Here is an 18,034-nt window from a genome sequence, read left to right on the forward strand (position 1 = left end):
AGGGGGCCTTTTGTATATGAGCTTTTTAACAGAATGGCTGACAAGCATCATTTTATTTATCTTCTTTGCAATCGTCATCGACATGCTTCTGCCCAGCTCCAGTATGCAAAAATACGCGAAAATGGTTGTCAGCCTGCTGTTAATCGTCGTCATGCTCAATCCGATCTTTACACTTTTCAAAACAGACCCGGAAGTCATCTTTGATTATTTGACAAAACAAGAGCAATCTCAATCGGCTGACATAAAAAATCAAATCAATTCAGAAAAAAAAGAAATACAAGCATCAAGTCGCGCATATGTTTTAGAAGAAATGGCTGTCCAACTAAAAAAGAAAGCGGAGGAGATGTTCAGTCATGACGAATACAAAGTAGACGACATCCGCCTTACAGCGGGAGAACAGGTTCGTTCAGAAGAAGATGTAAAATCGATCAGCGTGTATATGGCCCCATCTTCTGAAAAAACCGTGCAAACCGTCGCACCGATCGACATCCGCACAGACCGCAAATACGAACCAACTGACGCCGCTGAGAAAAAGAAAGCCGGCGACATTAAAAGAAAACTTGCGGATATATGGGAAATCGGCAGTGAGAAGATTACGGTTTATATGGAAGGCGGGGAGAAAAACGGCCATGAATAAAAACGGATTATGGAACATGCTGAAAAAACAGCTGATGTTCGGACAGGCGAAAGACGGAGAAAAACCGAAACTGACAAAATACCACTACTTTCTGTTCGTGTTTGTTCTGGGGGTATCCTTCATGCTTGTCAGCCAGCTGCTGTCTTCACCGGAGAAAACCGGGAAAAACCAAGCGGCCCAAACCGCAATATCGACTCAAACGGGGCAAAACGATCAAAAAACGGCTCCCGTCTTTAAGGCTTCAAAAGACAGCAGCACCAAAAACACGATCGATGATTATGAGAGAGAATACGAAAACCAGCTGAAAGAAATCCTTGAGACGATTATCGGCGTGGAGGACGTCTCAATTGTTGTAAATGTAGACGCAACGTCTTTAAAAGTGTTTGAGAAAAACAAAACGAAAAAAAATACCGTAACTGAGGAAACAGACAAACAAGGCGGCAAAAGAAGCGTCACCGACCAAACCTCTGAAGAAGAAATCGTCATGATACGAAACGGGGATCAGGAAACGCCGGTCGTCGTCCAAACGAAAAAGCCTGACATACGCGGTGTACTCGTTGTCGCTCAAGGAGTGGACAACGTTCAAATAAAAAAAACCATCATTGATGCCGTCACAAGGGTTCTGGACGTTCCCAGCTACCGTGTAGCGGTTGCCCCTAAAAAAATCAAGGAGGATTCATAAATTATGCTGAAAAAACAAACAGTTTGGCTTTTAACAATGCTCAGTCTCGTCGTGGTATTAAGTGTTTACTATATTATGTCGCCGGAAAGCAAAAATGCCGTGCAAATGAAAAGTGAAAAAAGCAGCGGAGAAATCGCCACTGAAAAAACGCCGGCTAAAGAAGAAACAAAGGAAAAAAGCGAGCCTAAAATGGAAAAAGAAGACGGCATAAAAGGCACGAAAGATTCTAAAGACTCTAAAGGCACAAAAGAGGATAAAGAAACATCAGCCGAAGCTTCAGAAAAAGACGGCACTGTCGTCACGCAAACAGCTGACGACAACTTATTCACGGCATACCGCATGGAACTGGAAGATGCCCGGAGCAAAGAGAGAGAACAATTAAACAGCATCGTGTCAAGCGATGATGCAACTGCAAAGGAAAAAAGCGAAGCCTACGATAAAATGACCGCTCTCAGTGACGCCGAAGGAACGGAAAAGCAGCTCGAAACCTTAATTAAAACACAAGGCTACAAAGATGCACTCGTTAACGCCGAAGGAGACAAAATCAACATTACAGTAAAGTCAGACAAACACTCAAACGCAAAAGCTTCCGCCATCATTGACCTTGTCGCCAAAGAAATCAAGACGATGAAGGATGTCGCCGTCACATTTGAACCGTCCAAATAAAGAGTCAATAACCGCCCGCATACGCTGCGGGCTTTTCTGATGTCATTTTAGATCACAGTTGAATTTACTCAACCGCTCCTGTAAGATAAACATAGTATGTACTTTTAGTAGCAACCTATAAATTTCTATTTTTATACATAGGAGTGGAACTGATGTTAAATATCAACGAAATTCATGAACTGATAAAACGAATTGATGAATCATCCATTGATGAATTTATTTATGAAAATGAAGGCGTAAGCTTAAAACTGAAAAAAAATGAGGCGCCGGCTGTGCACGTAACAGGACAAGCCCAGGCTGTTCCTGCCGCTGCTCCTGCTCCGCAGGCTGCAAAACCGGAAGTGCAGGAAGCTGCTCCTGCGCAAGAAGCGCCGAAACAAGATGAGAATCTTCACAAAATCACGTCACCGATGGTAGGAACGTTTTACGCTTCTTCATCACCGGAAGCCGGCCCTTATGTGAACCAAGGCTCAAAAGTGAGCGAAAATACAGTGGTTTGTATCGTCGAAGCAATGAAACTCTTTAACGAGATCGAAGCGGAAGTTAAAGGAGAAATCGTTGAAGTGTTAGTTGAAAACGGCCAGCTGGTCGAATACGGACAACCTCTATTTCTTGTAAAAGCTGAGTAAGGAGACCTGCCATTATGATAAAAAAGCTATTGATCGCCAACCGAGGAGAAATTGCCGTCAGAATCATCCGGGCTTGTAAAGAGCTGGGCATTGAAACTGTCGCCGTTTATTCTGAAGCCGATAAAGACGCCCTTCATGTCCAAATGGCCGATGAGGCTTTTTGTATCGGACCGAAAGCATCAAAAGACAGCTATTTAAATGTGACAAACATCGTCAGTGTCGCAAAACTGACCGGAACCGATGCGATCCATCCGGGATACGGCTTTTTGGCTGAAAACGCCGATTTTGCCGAGTTATGCGCTGAAGTAAACGTGACGTTTGTCGGGCCTACGGCGGACGCCATTTCTAAAATGGGGACAAAAGATATCGCACGTGATACGATGCAGCTTGCCGGTGTACCGATCGTACCCGGTTCAAAAGGAATTATAAAAAATACCGAAGAAGCGGTTTCACTTGCACGTGATATTGGGTATCCTGTCATTATAAAAGCTACTGCGGGCGGAGGCGGAAAAGGCATCCGGGTTGCGCGCACAGAAGAAGAATTGATCAAAGGCATTAAAATTACCCAGCAGGAAGCCGCTACGGCATTCGGAAATCCGGGTGTGTACATCGAGAAGTACATAGAAGATTTCCGCCACGTTGAAATTCAGGTGCTTGCGGACAATTACGGAAACACGATTCATCTCGGAGAACGTGATTGCTCCATTCAAAGACGCCTGCAAAAGCTGCTGGAAGAAACACCGTCACCGGCGCTTGATTCTGACATCAGGGAACAGATGGGCGAAGCTGCGGTAAAAGCAGCGCAAGCCGTCGGTTATACCGGAGCGGGCACAGTTGAGTTCATTTATGACTATAGAGAACAGCGCTACTACTTTATGGAGATGAACACGCGTATTCAAGTAGAACACCCGGTTACAGAAATGGTAACGGGCACGGATCTGATTAAAGAACAGATCAAAGTGGCATCCGGACAGGAGCTCTCGCTTAGACAGGAAGACGTTGAATTTAACGGCTGGGCAATTGAATGCCGCATCAACGCTGAAAATCCTGCGAAAAACTTCATGCCTTCACCGGGTGAAATTAAAATGTACCTGCCGCCGGGCGGACTCGGCGTCCGTGTCGATTCAGCCGCATATCCGGGCTATTCGATCCCGCCGTATTACGACAGCATGATTGCCAAACTCATCACATACGGAAAAACGAGGGATGAAGCGATCGCACGAATGAAGCGCGCGTTAAGCGAATTCGTCATCGAAGGCATCGAAACAACCATTCCGTTCCATCTGAAACTGCTTGAACACGAAACATTTGTCAGCGGTGAGTTTAATACAAAGTTTTTAGAAACATATGATGTAATGGGCTCATAATTTTTGTGGAGGTGAATTGAATGAAAGACAACGGTTTGCTTAAAATGGATCACGATGAAGCTCATTTAGGTAAGGTTGAGATTGCTCCTGAGGTCATTGAAGTCATCGCCGGCATCGCCGCATCCGAGGTAGAAGGCGTCGCTGAAATGCGGGGCAATTTCGCCACCGGCGTTGTGGAACGCTTCGGCAAAATCAATCACGGCAAAGGCGTAAAGGTCGATTTAGCCGATGACGGGATTATCATTGACGTCTACTGCGTTGTTCAATTCGGGATCTCAATCCCGAAAGTGGCGGCAAGCGTTCAGGAGAACATTCGCCAAACCTTATTAAACATGACGTCTCTGACCATTAATGAAATTAATATTCATATCGTCGGCATTCAATTTGACACGAAGGCCCAAGAAGTCGAAATCGACGAAGAAATGTAATGAGCGTATAAAAACCAAGGGGATGGGCAGCCCTTTGGTTTTTTATACGTTACCCTTCATTTCAGGCATGAAGAAAGCCGGCTTACATATCGGCAGCCGAGTTTCTTCATGCTGTGAAATCCGAATGAAATTAAAAGGGCTGATAAAATTATTCGGTATTAGGGTGAAAAAACCTGAATTTCGACATGCGATTGAGAAAAAAATATGTTATGATCTCTTTAGGCTTAACGACAAGCAGATAAAGCGGATCTGAAGGAGAAAGAAAATGAAAAGAAGAACAGCTAGAGAAAAAGCTTTGCAGGCACTTTTTCAGATTGATGTCAGCGATATTGCACCGAACGAGGCCATTACGCATGCGCTTGATGAGGAAAAAACCGATTCCTTTTTTGAAGAGCTGGTATACGGAGTGATTGAGCATCAAGTTCAGCTGGATGAAATGATTTCCGGCCATCTTGTCAATTGGAAACTTGATCGGATAGCAAACGTGGACCGCGCGATCCTGCGATTGGCGGTTTATGAAATGGTTTATGCAGACGACATTCCTGCAAACGTGTCATTAAACGAAGCAATCGAGCTGGCAAAACGGTTTGGCGACGATAAAGCTGCAAAATTCGTAAACGGGGTTCTTTCTAACATTAAAACTGATATTGAACAATCATAGGAGGAAAGAAAATGACTGCAACAATCATCGACGGAAAAGAAACGGCAAAAGAAAAACGCGAACAATTGGCAAAAGAAGTAGAAGAGCTGAAAGCACAAGGCGTAGTGCCGGGCTTAGCGGTCATTTTAATCGGGGACGATCCCGCTTCTGTTTCATATGTCACAGGCAAGAAAAAAGCGGCTGAAACAATGGGAATGAATTTTAAGCTTGACCGCTTTGACTCAAGCTTAACCGAGGCGGAGCTTCTTGATATCATTGATCAGTACAACCAAAACCCTGAGTTTCACGGAATTCTCGTTCAGCTGCCGCTTCCGGATCATATTTCCGAAAAAGCGGTAATTGAGCGGATATCCCCTGATAAAGACGTTGACGGCTTCCATCCTCTCAACGTCGGGAAAATGCTGCTTGGCGAAGATACGTTTCTTCCATGCACGCCGCACGGAATTGTTGAGTTATTGAAAAAAACAAACACAGACCTTTCCGGCAAAGAAGTTGTTGTAGTCGGACGAAGCAATATAGTCGGTAAACCGGTCGGCCAGCTGCTGCTGAACGAAAATGCGACCGTCACATATTGCCATTCCCGTACAAAAAATATGTCTGAGCATACAAAAAAAGCAGATATTCTTGTGGTTGCGGTCGGTAAAGCGAACTTCATCAAAGCCGATCAAATCAAAGAAGGCGCCATTGTCATTGATGTCGGCGTCAACCGTCTCGAAAGCGGAAAGCTTTGCGGAGACGTTCAGTTTGATGAAGCGAAAGAAAAAGCATCCTTCATCACGCCAGTGCCGGGCGGAGTAGGTCCGATGACCATCACGATGCTTGCGCATAATACTGTTAAATCTGCCAGACGTACGTTATCATAGATAACCGGAGACAATCACACCGCGGTGTGACAATGAGCATGATACCCGCTTCTTAAGGCTCCTTTCAGCCAAAGCGGGTTTTCTTAGTTTAGGGCAAAAAGCCTTTATGAAAGGAGTGCAGGACATGGGTGAAGCAGCATATGTCACGGTTTCCGCACTGACAAAATACATTAAACGAAAATTCGATGTAGACCCTCATCTTGAAGATATTTGGATTAAGGGAGAGCTTTCCAACGTTAAAATACATACGAGAGGCCACATCTATTTTACTTTAAAAGACGAACAGGCCCGCATGCAGGCTGTCATGTTTCAAAGGCAGAGCTCACGCCTGCCGTTTAAACCGGAAGACGGGATGAAGGTGATCGTCAGAGGCGGCATCTCCGTGTATGAACCGAGCGGAAGCTATCAATTGTATGCAAAAGAAATGCAGCCGGACGGAGTGGGAGCGCTTTACTTAGCGTATGAAGAATTAAAGAAAAAACTTGCCGGTGAAGGGTTATTTGATGAACGCCATAAACAGGAAATCCCCGCTTTTCCAGCTACGATCGGGGTTGTGACGTCTCCGACGGGAGCGGCTGTCAGAGACGTAATTACCACTCTTAAAAGAAGATATCCCCTCGTGAAAGTCATTATTCTTCCCGCGCTCGTTCAGGGTGAAAATGCCAGCAGGTCGATTGTTAAGCGCATTGAAGAAGCAAACGCACAACAGATGTGTGACGTCCTGATTGTCGGAAGAGGAGGAGGTTCGATTGAAGAATTGTGGGCATTTAACGAAGAGATCGTGGCCCGTGCCATCTTTTCTTCAGCCATCCCGATTATTTCCGCGGTCGGGCACGAAACGGACTTCACCATCAGTGACTTTGTCGCAGATATCCGGGCCGCAACGCCGACAGGAGCGGCAGAAATTGCCGTTCCGCACACGACTGACTTAATGGAACGGACAAAAACGGCAGAAGTCCGATTGACAAGAGCGATGCAGCAGCACATCAGCCAGAAAAAAGAGCGGGTTCAGACCCTGCAGTCTTCATACGCATTCCGTTTCCCGAAACGCTTGTACACACAAAAAGAGCAGCAGTTTGATCTGATGTATCAGCAGTTCCAAACACAGCTGACAGCGCTTTTAGACCGAAAGCACAGACAGCTGGAGCGTGACACTTACAGATTATCCGCACTCCATCCCGAGGCCCAGCTGAAGCAGGCGAGAAAACGGTACGAGGATCGCACAAATCAGCTGACGCGAAGCATGAACTTTCAAATGAAGCAGCTTCACTCGCAGTTTCAAACGGTTCTTGGTAAACTAAATGCATTAAGCCCGCTGCACGTAATGGAGAGAGGATACAGCCTGGCCTACAAAGAAGAAGAGCTGATTAAAAGTGTCGATCAAGTCGAACAAAACGATCAGCTTGAAGTAAAACTGACTGACGGTGTCCTGACGTGTGAAGTATTGCAAAAGAGAGGCGAACAAAAATGACAGAAATCAAAAAAAGTGAAACGATGACATTTGAAGAGGCGATGAAAGGCCTTGAAAGCATAGTGGCAAAGCTTGAAGAAGGAGATGTGCCGCTTGAGCAGGCGATTAACTATTTTCAAGAAGGAATGGCTCTTTCTAAAATGTGCCATGAAAAACTGCAGCATGTCGAAAAGCAAATGGACTTTATTTTAAAAGATGACGGGGAACTTGCACCTTTCAGCGTTCAGGAGGAAGACGAAGGTGACAAATAAACTGGAAGCATTTTTAGCATCGCGCAAAAAAACGATTGAACAGCAGCTTTCTTTGTATACAGAACGTTTGGCGATGCCTGACTCCCTTAAAAAGTCTATGCTGTATTCTTTGGAAGCGGGCGGAAAGAGACTTCGCCCCCTCGTCGTCTTAGCCGTGCTGAATGCCTACGGTAAAGATGAAAAAGACGGGATTCCTGTCGGCTGCGCAGTTGAAATGATCCATACTTATTCCCTGATCCACGACGATCTGCCGTGTATGGATGATGATGATTTGCGGCGCGGAAAACCGACCAACCATAAAGTGTTCGGAGAAGCGACGGCTGTATTGGCCGGAGACGGACTCCTGACGGAAAGCTTTAAACTGATTACAGCCCATGTATCTGATGCGGTCTCAGCAAATAAACGGCTTCGTCTCGTGAATGAACTGATCACCGCCGCCGGCACAGAAGGAATGGTCGGCGGGCAGATAGCCGATATGGAAGCGGAGCAAAGGCAAGTTACCTTGGAAGAGCTGGAATCGATTCATGAGCGGAAAACGGCAAAGCTTCTCGGCTTTTCTGTGACGGCGGGCGCTATTTTGGCGGATGCGCCGGAAGATGAAATCGAAAGACTGCGCCGATTCAGCAGCCATATCGGCATCGGGTTTCAAATCCGGGACGACATTCTTGACATTGAAGGAAATGAAGAGAAAATCGGCAAACCTGTCGGCTCAGATTCCACAAATGACAAATCAACATATCCTTCGCTCTTGACGTTAGAAGGCGCGAAACAAAAGCTCGCTTATCATATAAGCGAAGCGAAACAGATCATCAGCGGGCTTTCTCTGCAGAAAGAGCTTTTGTATGATCTTTGCGACTTAATAGCGGCGAGAGATCATTAAAACGATCCTGATTTGAAGGGGCTGCCGCTGATATGGTAAAATGTAAGCAGTTTCGATGAAAATACAGAATAAGTCTTTTTCTTTTGATAAAAAGACACTGTTTAATTTGCAGAAATTCATGCTGAAAGTGAGTTGATCCGCTTTGGATCTTTTATCAATACAGGACCCGTCATTTCTTAAAAACATGTCAATTGAGCAGCTGGAAGAGCTGAGTGAGGAAATCCGCAATTTTTTAATTACGACGCTTTCTGCCTCAGGCGGCCATATCGGGCCCAATCTCGGCGTTGTCGAGCTGACAATCGCGCTGCACAAAGAATTTGACAGTCCGAAAGATAAATTTTTATGGGACGTCGGACACCAGTCCTACGTTCACAAACTGTTGACCGGACGCGGCAAGGAATTTGAAACCTTGCGCCAATATAAAGGGCTTTGCGGCTTCCCGAAGCGCAGCGAAAGCGAGCATGACGTATGGGAAACCGGGCACAGCTCGACCTCCCTTTCAGGCGCAATGGGAATGGCAGCCGCCCGCGATATTAAAGGAACGAAAGAATACATCATTCCGATTATCGGCGACGGTGCATTAACCGGCGGAATGGCGCTTGAAGCGCTGAACCATATCGGAGATGAAAAAAAAGACATGATCGTCATCCTTAATGATAATGAAATGAGTATTGCGCCGAATGTCGGGGCAATTCATTCTATGCTCGGGCGCCTTCGGACGGCCGGCAAATATCAATGGGTGAAAGATGAGCTTGAATATTTATTCAAGAGGATTCCTGCAGTAGGCGGAAAACTGGCTGCAACGGCTGAACGGATTAAAGACAGCTTAAAATATATGCTTGTGTCGGGAATGTTTTTTGAAGAGCTGGGCTTTACGTATTTAGGACCGGTCGACGGGCATTCTTACAGCGAACTGTTTGAAAACCTGCAGTATGCCAAAAAAACAAAAGGCCCCGTCCTTTTGCATGTCATCACTAAAAAGGGTAAAGGTTATAAGCCGGCTGAATCTGACACCATCGGCACGTGGCACGGTACGGGTCCTTACAAAATCAATACGGGTGATTTTGTCAAGCCGAAAGCCGCAGCCCCTTCATGGAGCGGCCTCGTCAGCGGCACGGTGCAGGAGCTTGCACGCAAAGATGACAGAATCGTCGCCATTACACCGGCAATGCCTGTCGGCTCAAAGCTGGAAGGCTTCGCGAAAGAATTTCCTGAACGCATGTTTGACGTGGGGATTGCAGAACAGCATGCGGCAACGATGGCAGCCGGCATGGCGCTTCAGGGCATGAAGCCGTTTCTCGCGATCTATTCAACGTTTTTGCAGCGGGCTTACGATCAGGTTGTCCATGACATCTGCCGCCAGAACGCGAATGTATTTATCGGCATTGACCGCGCCGGATTAGTCGGTGCAGACGGTGAGACACACCAAGGCGTATTTGACATCGCCTTTTTGCGCCATATTCCGAACCTCGTCTTAATGATGCCGAAGGACGAAAATGAAGGACGCCATATGGTAAACACTGCACTCAGCTATGAGGAAGGACCGATTGCCATGCGCTTTCCGCGCGGAAACGGGCTCGGCGTGAAAATGGATGAAGAGCTGAAAACCATTCCGATCGGAACATGGGAAGTTCTCCGCCCCGGGAAGGACGCGGTTATTTTAACGTTCGGCACGACCATTGAAATGGCGCTTGAAGCCGCTGAAGAGCTGCAAAAAGAAGGCCTTTCAGTACGTGTTGTAAATGCGCGTTTTATTAAACCGATTGACAAACAAATGATGAAGGCCATCCTTAACGAAGGACTGCCGATATTAACGATTGAAGAAGCCGTGCTTGAAGGCGGGTTCGGAAGCACGATACTTGAATTCGCTCATGACCTCGGCATGTACCATACGCAGATTGACCGAATGGGGATACCTGACCGATTTATTGAACACGGAAGTGTAACCGCACTTCTCGAAGAGATCGGGCTGACAAAAACGGAGGCCATTAACCGGATCAGACTGCTGATGCCGCCGAAGACACATAAAGGAATTGGATCATGACAGCAAAAAAAGAACGATTAGACGTACTTCTTGTAGAAAAAGGACTCGCAGAAACGCGGGAAAAAGCGAAGCGCGCCATTATGGCGGGCATCGTCTACTCAAATGAAAACCGATTGGACAAACCGGGTGAAAAAATTGCCCGGGACCTTCCGCTAATGATAAAAGGGAATCCTCTCAAATACGTAAGCAGAGGCGGATTAAAGCTCGAAAAAGCTCTGGAGGAATTTCCCGTTTCAGTTGAAGGAAAAATCATGATTGACATCGGCTCATCGACGGGAGGATTTACGGATTGCGCCCTGCAAAACGGCGCAAAACAATCCTATGCGGTAGATGTCGGCTACAATCAGCTTGCGTGGAAGCTGAGACAGGATGCGAGGGTTGTGGTGATGGAGCGGACGAATTTCCGCTACTCGGAGCCTTCCGACTTTACAAAAGGCTTGCCGGAATTCGCCACAATCGATGTTTCTTTCATTTCTCTCCGCTTAATTCTGCCGGTGTTAAAAACGCTGCTTGTGCCCGGGAGCGATTGTATCGCACTCGTAAAGCCGCAGTTTGAAGCCGGACGGGAATCAGTCGGCAAAAAGGGCATTGTCAGAGATCCTGCCGTTCACGCCGATGTTCTCCGGCGTATGATCCACTTTGCCGCAGCCGAAGGGTATGTATGCAAAGGACTGTCTTTCTCGCCGATTACCGGCGGAGACGGGAATATTGAATTCCTGCTTCATCTGAGGTGGGAAGGCGAAGGTCAAAACGGCGCAGAGCTGCCGGATGAAGACATTCTTCGCACCGTAGGAGAGGCACATCAGACATTAAAAGCAAAAAAAGCAGATGTACCGGAATAATAGGGGGCTATTATTCCTTTTTTCTGCAATCATGTACTTTTTAAAGAGAAGCGGTTAACATAATGACAAGACAGCTTGAAACAGAGGTGCTGACATGACAAAAGGCCAAAGGCATATAAAAATCAGAGAGCTTATTACGAGCCATGAGATTGAAACGCAGGATGACTTAGTTGACATGCTGCGGGAAGAGGGATATAAGGTAACCCAAGCTACCGTTTCCAGGGATATTAAAGAGCTTCATCTTGTAAAGGTGCCGACCAATACCGGTTCTTACAAATACAGCCTTCCGGCGGATCAGCGTTTTAATCCGCTGTCAAAGCTGAAGCGCTCATTAATGGATGCGTTTGTAAAAATTGATTCGGCAAGCCATATGATCGTCCTGAAAACGATGCCGGGAAATGCCCAGGCTATTGGCGCCCTGATGGATAATCTCGAATGGGAAGAAATTATGGGCACGATTTGCGGAGACGACACAATTTTAATCATTTGCAGGACGCCTGAAGATACGGAAGGTGTCCAAAGCCGACTGCTGGAGCTCTTGTAGCGTAATTATCAGATAAAAGGTGGAATGCTGTTTGTTAGCTGAACTATCAATAAAAAACTTTGCCATTATAGAGGAACTGACGATTTCGTTTGAGCGGGGTCTCACCGTCCTGACGGGGGAAACCGGTGCCGGCAAGTCGATTATTATAGACGCCGTTTCCTTATTAGTCGGCGGGCGCGGGTCTTCTGAATTTGTCCGTTACGGGGAAAAAAAGGCCGAGCTTGAAGGGCTGTTTTTGCTGGAAAGCGGCCATCCCGTTTTTGAGGTGTGCCGCCAGCAGGGAATAGACGCATCAGACGACATGATTGTCATGAGACGGGATATCAATGCCGGGGGAAAAAGCGTGTGCCGTGTTAACGGAAAATTAGTAACGATTGCAGCCTTGAGGGAAATCGGCAGACTTTTATTAGATATTCACGGACAGCACGACAACCAGCTGTTAATGGAGGACGACAAGCATTTAGAGCTTTTGGATAAATTTGCAGGCATCGAAGCCGAAGCAGCACTTCAGGCTTACCAGGAGGGATATGTCCGCTATATGAAGCTGCTTAAAAAAGTAAAGCAGCTGTCAGAAAGCGAGCAGGAAATGGCGCATCGGTTAGATCTGATTCAATTTCAGCTTGAAGAAATCGAATCGGCGAAGCTTGAGCTGAATGAAGACGAAACTTTGCAAGAAGAGCGCAAGCAAATATCCAACTTTGAAAAAATATATGAATCGTTGCAAAACGCTTATAACGCTCTCCGCAGCGAGCAGGGGGGACTCGATTGGGTCGGGATGGCCTCTTCTCAGCTGGATGATATTTCCGATATCAATGAGCCGCTGCAAAAGCTGTCCGAAAGTGTTTCAAGCTCTTATTACCTGCTGGAAGATGCGACATTTCAGATGCGCAATTTGTTAGATGAACTGGAATTTGATCCTGAACGGCTTAATTTTATTGAAACACGTTTAAATGAAATAAAACAGCTCAAACGCAAATATGGAGCGACGGTAGAAGACATTCTGGAATACGGCTCAAAAATAGAGGAAGAGATCGATCAGATTGAAAACCGGGACAGCCACCTTGAAGCGCTGAAAAAGGAATTGGAATCTGTCGGTAAAGATGTGGCCGTAGAGGCCGCCAATTTGTCAAAAATCAGAAAAGCGTGGGCTAAAAAGCTAGCTGAAGAAATTCATCAAGAATTAAAAAGCCTGTATATGGGGAAATCCACTTTCGATACAGAATTTCTCGTGAAGACCGATCCGTCTGCCGATGTAGCTCCGGTTATAAACGGCCAGCCGGTGCAGCTGACGCCAAAAGGCATTGATATCGTAAAGTTTTTAATTTCAACAAATACGGGCGAACCGCTAAAACCGCTGTCAAAGGTAGCCTCAGGAGGAGAATTGTCACGGGTGATGCTGGCGATTAAAAGCATTTTTTCATCCCAACAGGATGTTACCTCAATTATATTCGATGAGGTTGATACCGGAGTCAGCGGCCGTGTTGCCCAAGCGATTGCGGAAAAAATTCATAAAGTATCAACCGGCTCACAGGTGCTTTGCATTACACACCTTCCGCAGGTCGCAGCTATGGCCGATACTCATCTTTTAATCGCTAAAGAATTAAAAGACGGCCGGACGACAACCCATGTCACCCCGCTTTCCAAACAGGACAAGGTAGCGGAAATCGGGCGGATGATCGCAGGAGTCGAGGTCACCGATCTGACAAAAAGGCATGCGAAGGAGCTTTTAAAACAAGCCGGACAAGTAAAAACGACAGGATAAGCTGCTAAAAGGCAGCTTATTTTTATGTTCCATTTCTCTAACAGTGTATCCAATGTTTTTCTTTGTATGCCGGTTATAAATCATGCTCAGAAAGGCAAAAGTATAGATGTAGCAGAAAAAGAAAGTGGTGTGGGATAGGAGCGAGGAGAGTGAAGTAATGAATGCCCGATAACATGAGAAAAGCAATAGGTGTAATTCTCCTTGTTTCTTTACTAAGTGTAGGCTTTTGTAAGCCATTTAAAGAATATTTACTGATTCCGGCGCAAACGAGCGTCTTTGAAAACCAAACACAGGCTGTTTCCGCAAATGCAGCCATAAGCGCTGAAAAGGGTGAATTATCTGAAGCCTTTACGCTGAAAAAAGATCACGGCCAAACAAGCATCACGGGACAAAAACAAGGCCGGTCAGAAGTAGTATATGATCTTGCCGGATTTCCCATTAAAAAAACGAAAGTACGTGTCCTTCCTGAATTGAAGGTCATTCCCGGCGGCCAGTCCATCGGTGTCAAGTTACATTCTGTCGGTGTCCTGGTCGTCGGTTTTCATCAAGTGATGACAAAGGATGGAAAAAAGTCTCCGGGGGAACGAGCGGGAATAGAAGCAGGCGACATCATTGTTAAAATGAACGGACATAAAATTGAAAAAATGAGCGATATCGCCCCGTTTATTCAAAAAGCGGGCAAAACCGGTGAATCTCTGGATTTATTGGTGAAACGCGATAATCAAAAAATTAAGACAAAGCTTATTCCGACAAAGGATGAGGCAGAAGGAAAATACCGGATCGGGCTTTACATCCGCGATTCGGCAGCCGGCATCGGCACCATGACTTTTTTTGAACCGAAAACAAAAAAATACGGCGCACTGGGCCACGTCATATCTGATATGGATACGAAAAAACCGATCGTTGTAGAAGACGGGGAAATCGTCCGTTCTACCGTAACCTCGATTGAAAAAGGGACAGGCGGCAACCCGGGCGAGAAGCTGGCGAGGTTTTCCTCAGAACGGAAAAAGATTGGGGACATTAATCGAAACAGTCCGTTCGGCATCTTCGGAACGCTGCATCAGCCGATTGAAAACAACATTTCTGATAAAGCGCTTCCCGTCGCCCTGTCAAACGAAGTGAAAAAAGGGCCGGCACAAATGCTTACGGTCATTGAAAACGACAAGGTGGAGAAGTTTGACATTGAAATCGTCAGTACGACACCTCAAAAATTCCCGGCAACAAAGGGAATGGTAATAAAGGTAACAGACCCGAAACTGCTGAAAAGAACCGGCGGAATTGTACAGGGAATGAGCGGAAGCCCGATCATCCAAAACGGGAAAGTCGTCGGAGCCGTGACTCACGTATTTGTCAATGACCCGACGAGCGGCTACGGCGTTCATATCGAATGGATGCTTTCTGAAGCGGGAATTGATGTATACGGGAAAAATAAAGCAAGCTGACTGCCGGTTATCCGGCAGTTTTTTATTTGTTGTGTTCTTCACTTCTATCTGGGATTCATGTAAAATAAGAAAAGAAGATTTTTCGACAAATTCACGTTTCCTGATTTGTCAAACTTAATTTTTAGTCGAAAAACCTAGAAAATGCTAGAAAAACAAAGATATACCACTATTATTGGTAAATATGGATTTTTTAAAAGGGGAAGTAGTGGTTTTGTCGAATGTAACATGTAGCAGTCATAAAAGGTTGTGTCCTGTTAATACATTGGGGGAGGAAGAAACGTGGAGAAAATTAAAGTTTGTGTTGCTGACGATAATCGAGAGCTTGTAAGCCTGTTGAGTGAATATATAGAGGGACAGGAAGATATGGAAGTGATCGGCGTTGCGTATAACGGACAGGAATGTCTTTCTTTGTTTAAAGAAAAAGATCCCGACGTGCTCGTCTTAGACATTATCATGCCGCATCTTGACGGTCTCGCGGTATTGGAGCGTCTTCGGGGTTCAGAGCTTGCCAAGCAGCCGAACGTCATCATGCTGACAGCGTTCGGGCAGGAAGATGTTACGAAAAAAGCTGTCGATTTAGGCGCATCCTATTTTATCCTTAAGCCGTTTGACATGGAAAACCTTGTCGGGCATATCCGCCAAGTAAGCGGAAATGCCAGCAGCGTGACACACCGTGCACCGTCCGCGCAAAGCAGCATCATCCGCAGCCAGCCGGAACCGAAACGGAAAAATCTTGATGCCAGTATCACAAGCATCATCCATGAGATCGGTGTGCCTGCCCATATCAAAGGCTATCTTTATTTGCGTGAAGCCATTTCCATGGTATATAACGATATCGAGCTCCTCGGAAGCATCACAAAAGTTCTTTATCCCGACATCGCCAAAAAATTCAACACGACCGCAAGCCGTGTAGAACGAGCAATCCGCCACGCCATTGAAGTCGCGTGGAGCAGGGGAAATATCGACTCTATTTCTTCACTGTTCGGATATACCGTAAGCATGACAAAGGCAAAACCAACCAACTCAGAATTTATCGCGATGGTCGCAGATAAGCTGAGATTGGAGCATAAAGCATCATAACCTTATGGTTTTACCGGAACATTGTTATTCATTTGCGTCTTCTTTGCCGCGTGTCATGCGGCGAGAAGGCGTTTTTATGTTTAATGGATTGGATTTAGAAGGCCAAATGTCATGATGTTATTTCAAAAACCTATTAACTTATTGGATGAGAATAATGTATATGATAAAAAAATAAAAATTCGAAGTACACTTTATATTAAAATTCATGGGTACGCAGAACAAATTAAATCAGCTGAAGAAGGCTTGGAAGCTGTTGTAATATCATAGGACAAAAAGACAAGAGACGGAAAATGGATGAAATTAAACAACCCGTAAAACGTTGGTAAAAGGATTATACAAAAATAAAGACCCCAACTAAGGCATCTATTAAGATTTTTCTTCCGCATCCGCAGAAGAACTTCCTATTTTGCCACCTCAGGATCATATAAGCATTCAGTCATTTTATTTTTCGCCTTTTCAAATTTCAGATTAGAATGTTGTAAAAAACATTTTTCTAAAGGCTGTAAAAGAAATTATGAAAAAAAAGGCAACTTATCTGGCGTCTTTTTTAGTAAGCGCAATCCTTATCTCTGCATTCTTTCTTTCTGACAGCGTCTATCGTGTGCCCCATTATCTCGTCATTAGTCTTATCGTAAATACCATCAAATTTGTTTGATGTATCACCGTTATAATACCCAAATACCTCTATCCCCCCCATTGGATCTACTTTATATTTATCTTCAAATGTAACTTTATGTATTCCTTCATAATTTGCTTTTATAAATTTCTCCATTCGTTCTTGAGCCACTTTAATCTGTTCCGCCTGTTCATTTTTATCATTAATATTCTTCATTATAAAACCTCCAACTGCTATAATAATGATGATAAGGATAAAAATGTATTTCTTCATAGAATCACCCTCTCAATGTTTATTTTACAGTATATGTGAGGAGTTTTGTATGGTTAAGAACATTACAGTGCCTAAAATATCTGATAAAACCTATTACATACTAAGTCGGTATGCATACAATTATAATAAACTAAAAGAAAGTCTAAAAAACAATAAGCCTATTATTGCAGATAAAAATATTCCTTGGTACGTTGAACAAATAAAAGCTGACGGGGATACCGGGCTAGACGCCGTTGTTCTAACCCAAGGCGAAAAGGCGCAAAACGGAAAATGGTTGAAGTCAAACAATCCGAAAAACGTTGTCGTAGCCTTTGCAGGAACCGATCTCGGAAAAGACCCGATAGGTGACGGCATAAAAGCAGACGGCGGCAGCATTGTTTTCGGAAGTGATCCGAAAAAAGAAGCCCATTATATTGTTAAAAAAGACGCGAAGGATACGTCTGAAACTATCGGAAAATATAACGGAACTCCCTCCCAAGACACAATGCTCACAACCGGAGACTATAAGCTGTTGACGAAAACATCGCAAATTGACCAAGCTGATCATCTGGTACGCGAAGTGAAGAAAAAGTATAACGGAACATCAACAATCGTTTCAACTACCGGACATTCACTGGGAGGAGCAGAAGCGGAATACAGTGCGGTCAACAATGATATTTACGCAGTAGCTTTTAACAGTCCTTCTGTTGTTAAACTGCATGATGAGGCTAAACAGAAGGAAATCAACAGCGGCTTATACGATCCTTACATACGCTCAATCATCAATCCGGACGACATGGTCGGGGCGGGCTATTGGAATGAATACGACCGTCATAACGGGACGACGATTTATACGAAAAATCCCTCGCTCTCGCAGTTCAGCCGAAAGGAGCGGCTTAATGGAACACTGTCCGAAC

The 18,034-nt window shown here is 45.2% G+C and carries 19 protein-coding genes and 1 pseudogene; 19 read left to right on the top strand and 1 reads right to left on the bottom strand.

Annotated elements, in window-relative coordinates; genetic code table 11:
- Positions 1–16: 16 nt before the first annotated feature.
- The 18 genes from spoIIIAF to KY305_RS09780 all read left to right on the top strand — a co-directional run bounded on the left by spoIIIAF (position 17) and on the right by KY305_RS09780 (position 16,516).
- Positions 17–637, top strand: coding sequence for a stage III sporulation protein AF (spoIIIAF, locus tag KY305_RS09695; protein WP_223062337.1), 621 nt, complete (start codon positions 17–19; stop codon positions 635–637).
- On the top strand, positions 630–1,319 hold the full coding sequence (gene spoIIIAG / locus KY305_RS09700) for a stage III sporulation protein AG (protein ID WP_223062338.1): 690 nt from the start codon (positions 630–632) through the stop codon (positions 1,317–1,319). The genes spoIIIAF and spoIIIAG overlap by 8 nt, the downstream gene beginning before the upstream one ends.
- Positions 1,320–1,322: 3 nt before the next feature.
- Positions 1,323–1,985: a SpoIIIAH-like family protein gene (locus KY305_RS09705; protein WP_223062339.1), complete on the top strand. Its 663-nt coding sequence runs from the start codon at positions 1,323–1,325 to the stop codon at positions 1,983–1,985.
- A 152-nt stretch (positions 1,986–2,137) separates the two neighbouring features.
- On the top strand, positions 2,138–2,614 hold the full coding sequence (gene accB, locus KY305_RS09710; RefSeq protein WP_223062340.1) for an acetyl-CoA carboxylase biotin carboxyl carrier protein: 477 nt from the start codon (positions 2,138–2,140) through the stop codon (positions 2,612–2,614).
- 14 nt (positions 2,615–2,628) lie between these two features.
- Positions 2,629–3,981: an acetyl-CoA carboxylase biotin carboxylase subunit gene (gene accC, locus KY305_RS09715; protein WP_223062341.1), complete on the top strand. Its 1,353-nt coding sequence runs from the start codon at positions 2,629–2,631 to the stop codon at positions 3,979–3,981.
- A gap of 20 nt (positions 3,982–4,001) precedes the next feature.
- Complete coding sequence (locus KY305_RS09720) at positions 4,002–4,409, top strand: Asp23/Gls24 family envelope stress response protein (protein ID WP_214798575.1); 408 nt, start codon at positions 4,002–4,004, stop codon at positions 4,407–4,409.
- Positions 4,410–4,674: 265 nt separating this feature from the next.
- Positions 4,675–5,070: a transcription antitermination factor NusB gene (nusB, locus tag KY305_RS09725; protein WP_214798578.1), complete on the top strand. Its 396-nt coding sequence runs from the start codon at positions 4,675–4,677 to the stop codon at positions 5,068–5,070.
- 11 nt (positions 5,071–5,081) lie between these two features.
- The gene (gene folD, locus KY305_RS09730) at positions 5,082–5,933 is read left to right on the top strand and encodes a bifunctional methylenetetrahydrofolate dehydrogenase/methenyltetrahydrofolate cyclohydrolase FolD (protein WP_223062342.1); all 852 of its coding nucleotides are present in this window, start codon (positions 5,082–5,084) and stop codon (positions 5,931–5,933) included.
- Positions 5,934–6,057: 124 nt separating this feature from the next.
- On the top strand, positions 6,058–7,404 hold the full coding sequence (gene xseA, locus KY305_RS09735; protein WP_223062343.1) for an exodeoxyribonuclease VII large subunit: 1,347 nt from the start codon (positions 6,058–6,060) through the stop codon (positions 7,402–7,404).
- Positions 7,401–7,655 carry an exodeoxyribonuclease VII small subunit gene (locus KY305_RS09740; RefSeq protein ID WP_214798587.1) on the top strand — a complete coding sequence of 85 codons (255 nt, stop codon included), beginning with the start codon at positions 7,401–7,403 and terminating at the stop codon, positions 7,653–7,655. Before xseA ends, KY305_RS09740 begins: the two co-directional genes overlap by 4 nt.
- A complete protein-coding gene (locus tag KY305_RS09745) occupies positions 7,645–8,535 on the top strand; it encodes a polyprenyl synthetase family protein (RefSeq protein ID WP_223062344.1) in 891 nt (296 codons plus the stop codon). Before KY305_RS09740 ends, KY305_RS09745 begins: the two co-directional genes overlap by 11 nt.
- A gap of 142 nt (positions 8,536–8,677) precedes the next feature.
- Entirely contained in the window at positions 8,678–10,579 is a 1,902-nt protein-coding gene (gene dxs, locus KY305_RS09750; protein WP_223062345.1) for a 1-deoxy-D-xylulose-5-phosphate synthase, read from the top strand.
- Positions 10,576–11,421, top strand: a complete 846-nt coding sequence (locus KY305_RS09755; protein WP_223062346.1) for a TlyA family RNA methyltransferase — start codon at positions 10,576–10,578, stop codon at positions 11,419–11,421. Before dxs ends, KY305_RS09755 begins: the two co-directional genes overlap by 4 nt.
- Before the next feature lie 94 nt (positions 11,422–11,515).
- Complete coding sequence (gene ahrC / locus KY305_RS09760) at positions 11,516–11,965, top strand: transcriptional regulator AhrC/ArgR (protein WP_061522000.1); 450 nt, start codon at positions 11,516–11,518, stop codon at positions 11,963–11,965.
- A 31-nt stretch (positions 11,966–11,996) separates the two neighbouring features.
- A complete protein-coding gene (recN, locus tag KY305_RS09765) occupies positions 11,997–13,727 on the top strand; it encodes a DNA repair protein RecN (protein ID WP_223062347.1) in 1,731 nt (576 codons plus the stop codon).
- Between the two features lie 161 nt (positions 13,728–13,888).
- Positions 13,889–15,169 (top strand): SpoIVB peptidase, encoded by a 1,281-nt coding sequence (gene spoIVB, locus KY305_RS09770; protein WP_223062348.1) that lies wholly within the window; start codon positions 13,889–13,891, stop codon positions 15,167–15,169.
- A 279-nt stretch (positions 15,170–15,448) separates the two neighbouring features.
- Entirely contained in the window at positions 15,449–16,249 is an 801-nt protein-coding gene (spo0A, locus tag KY305_RS09775) for a sporulation transcription factor Spo0A (RefSeq protein ID WP_214798605.1), read from the top strand.
- Positions 16,250–16,360: 111 nt separating this feature from the next.
- The gene (locus KY305_RS09780; RefSeq protein WP_223062349.1) at positions 16,361–16,516 is read left to right on the top strand and encodes a hypothetical protein; all 156 of its coding nucleotides are present in this window, start codon (positions 16,361–16,363) and stop codon (positions 16,514–16,516) included.
- 280 nt (positions 16,517–16,796) lie between these two features.
- Here KY305_RS09780 and KY305_RS09785 read toward each other — a convergent pair whose 3' ends face one another.
- A complete protein-coding gene (locus tag KY305_RS09785) occupies positions 16,797–17,138 on the bottom strand; it encodes a DUF1433 domain-containing protein (RefSeq protein WP_223062350.1) in 342 nt (113 codons plus the stop codon).
- A gap of 49 nt (positions 17,139–17,187) precedes the next feature.
- On the opposite strand from KY305_RS09785, the pseudogene KY305_RS09790 reads away from it, so the two are divergent.
- Positions 17,188–18,034, top strand: a pseudogene (locus KY305_RS09790) (lipase); the annotation flags it as partial.

The sequence above is a fragment of the Bacillus sp. YC2 genome (genome assembly GCF_019891195.1).
Taxonomy (GTDB): domain Bacteria; phylum Bacillota; class Bacilli; order Bacillales; family Bacillaceae; genus Bacillus.

What these genes read in the sequence shown, in the direction of transcription:
- spoIIIAG (WP_223062338.1), top strand. Translation starts at nt 630, where the DNA reads ATGAATAAAAACGGATTATGGAACATGCTGAAAAAACAGCTGATGTTC.
- KY305_RS09785 (WP_223062350.1), bottom strand. Translation starts at nt 17,138, where the DNA reads ATGAAGAAATACATTTTTATCCTTATCATCATTATTATAGCAGTTGGA.
- ahrC (WP_061522000.1), top strand. Translation starts at nt 11,516, where the DNA reads ATGACAAAAGGCCAAAGGCATATAAAAATCAGAGAGCTTATTACGAGC.
- KY305_RS09755 (WP_223062346.1), top strand. Translation starts at nt 10,576, where the DNA reads ATGACAGCAAAAAAAGAACGATTAGACGTACTTCTTGTAGAAAAAGGA.
- accC (WP_223062341.1), top strand. Translation starts at nt 2,629, where the DNA reads ATGATAAAAAAGCTATTGATCGCCAACCGAGGAGAAATTGCCGTCAGA.
- KY305_RS09780 (WP_223062349.1), top strand. Translation starts at nt 16,361, where the DNA reads ATGATGTTATTTCAAAAACCTATTAACTTATTGGATGAGAATAATGTA.
- accB (WP_223062340.1), top strand. Translation starts at nt 2,138, where the DNA reads ATGTTAAATATCAACGAAATTCATGAACTGATAAAACGAATTGATGAA.
- spoIVB (WP_223062348.1), top strand. Translation starts at nt 13,889, where the DNA reads ATGCCCGATAACATGAGAAAAGCAATAGGTGTAATTCTCCTTGTTTCT.
- xseA (WP_223062343.1), top strand. Translation starts at nt 6,058, where the DNA reads ATGGGTGAAGCAGCATATGTCACGGTTTCCGCACTGACAAAATACATT.
- folD (WP_223062342.1), top strand. Translation starts at nt 5,082, where the DNA reads ATGACTGCAACAATCATCGACGGAAAAGAAACGGCAAAAGAAAAACGC.
- KY305_RS09705 (WP_223062339.1), top strand. Translation starts at nt 1,323, where the DNA reads ATGCTGAAAAAACAAACAGTTTGGCTTTTAACAATGCTCAGTCTCGTC.
- KY305_RS09740 (WP_214798587.1), top strand. Translation starts at nt 7,401, where the DNA reads ATGACAGAAATCAAAAAAAGTGAAACGATGACATTTGAAGAGGCGATG.
- nusB (WP_214798578.1), top strand. Translation starts at nt 4,675, where the DNA reads ATGAAAAGAAGAACAGCTAGAGAAAAAGCTTTGCAGGCACTTTTTCAG.
- KY305_RS09720 (WP_214798575.1), top strand. Translation starts at nt 4,002, where the DNA reads ATGAAAGACAACGGTTTGCTTAAAATGGATCACGATGAAGCTCATTTA.
- spoIIIAF (WP_223062337.1), top strand. Translation starts at nt 17, where the DNA reads ATGAGCTTTTTAACAGAATGGCTGACAAGCATCATTTTATTTATCTTC.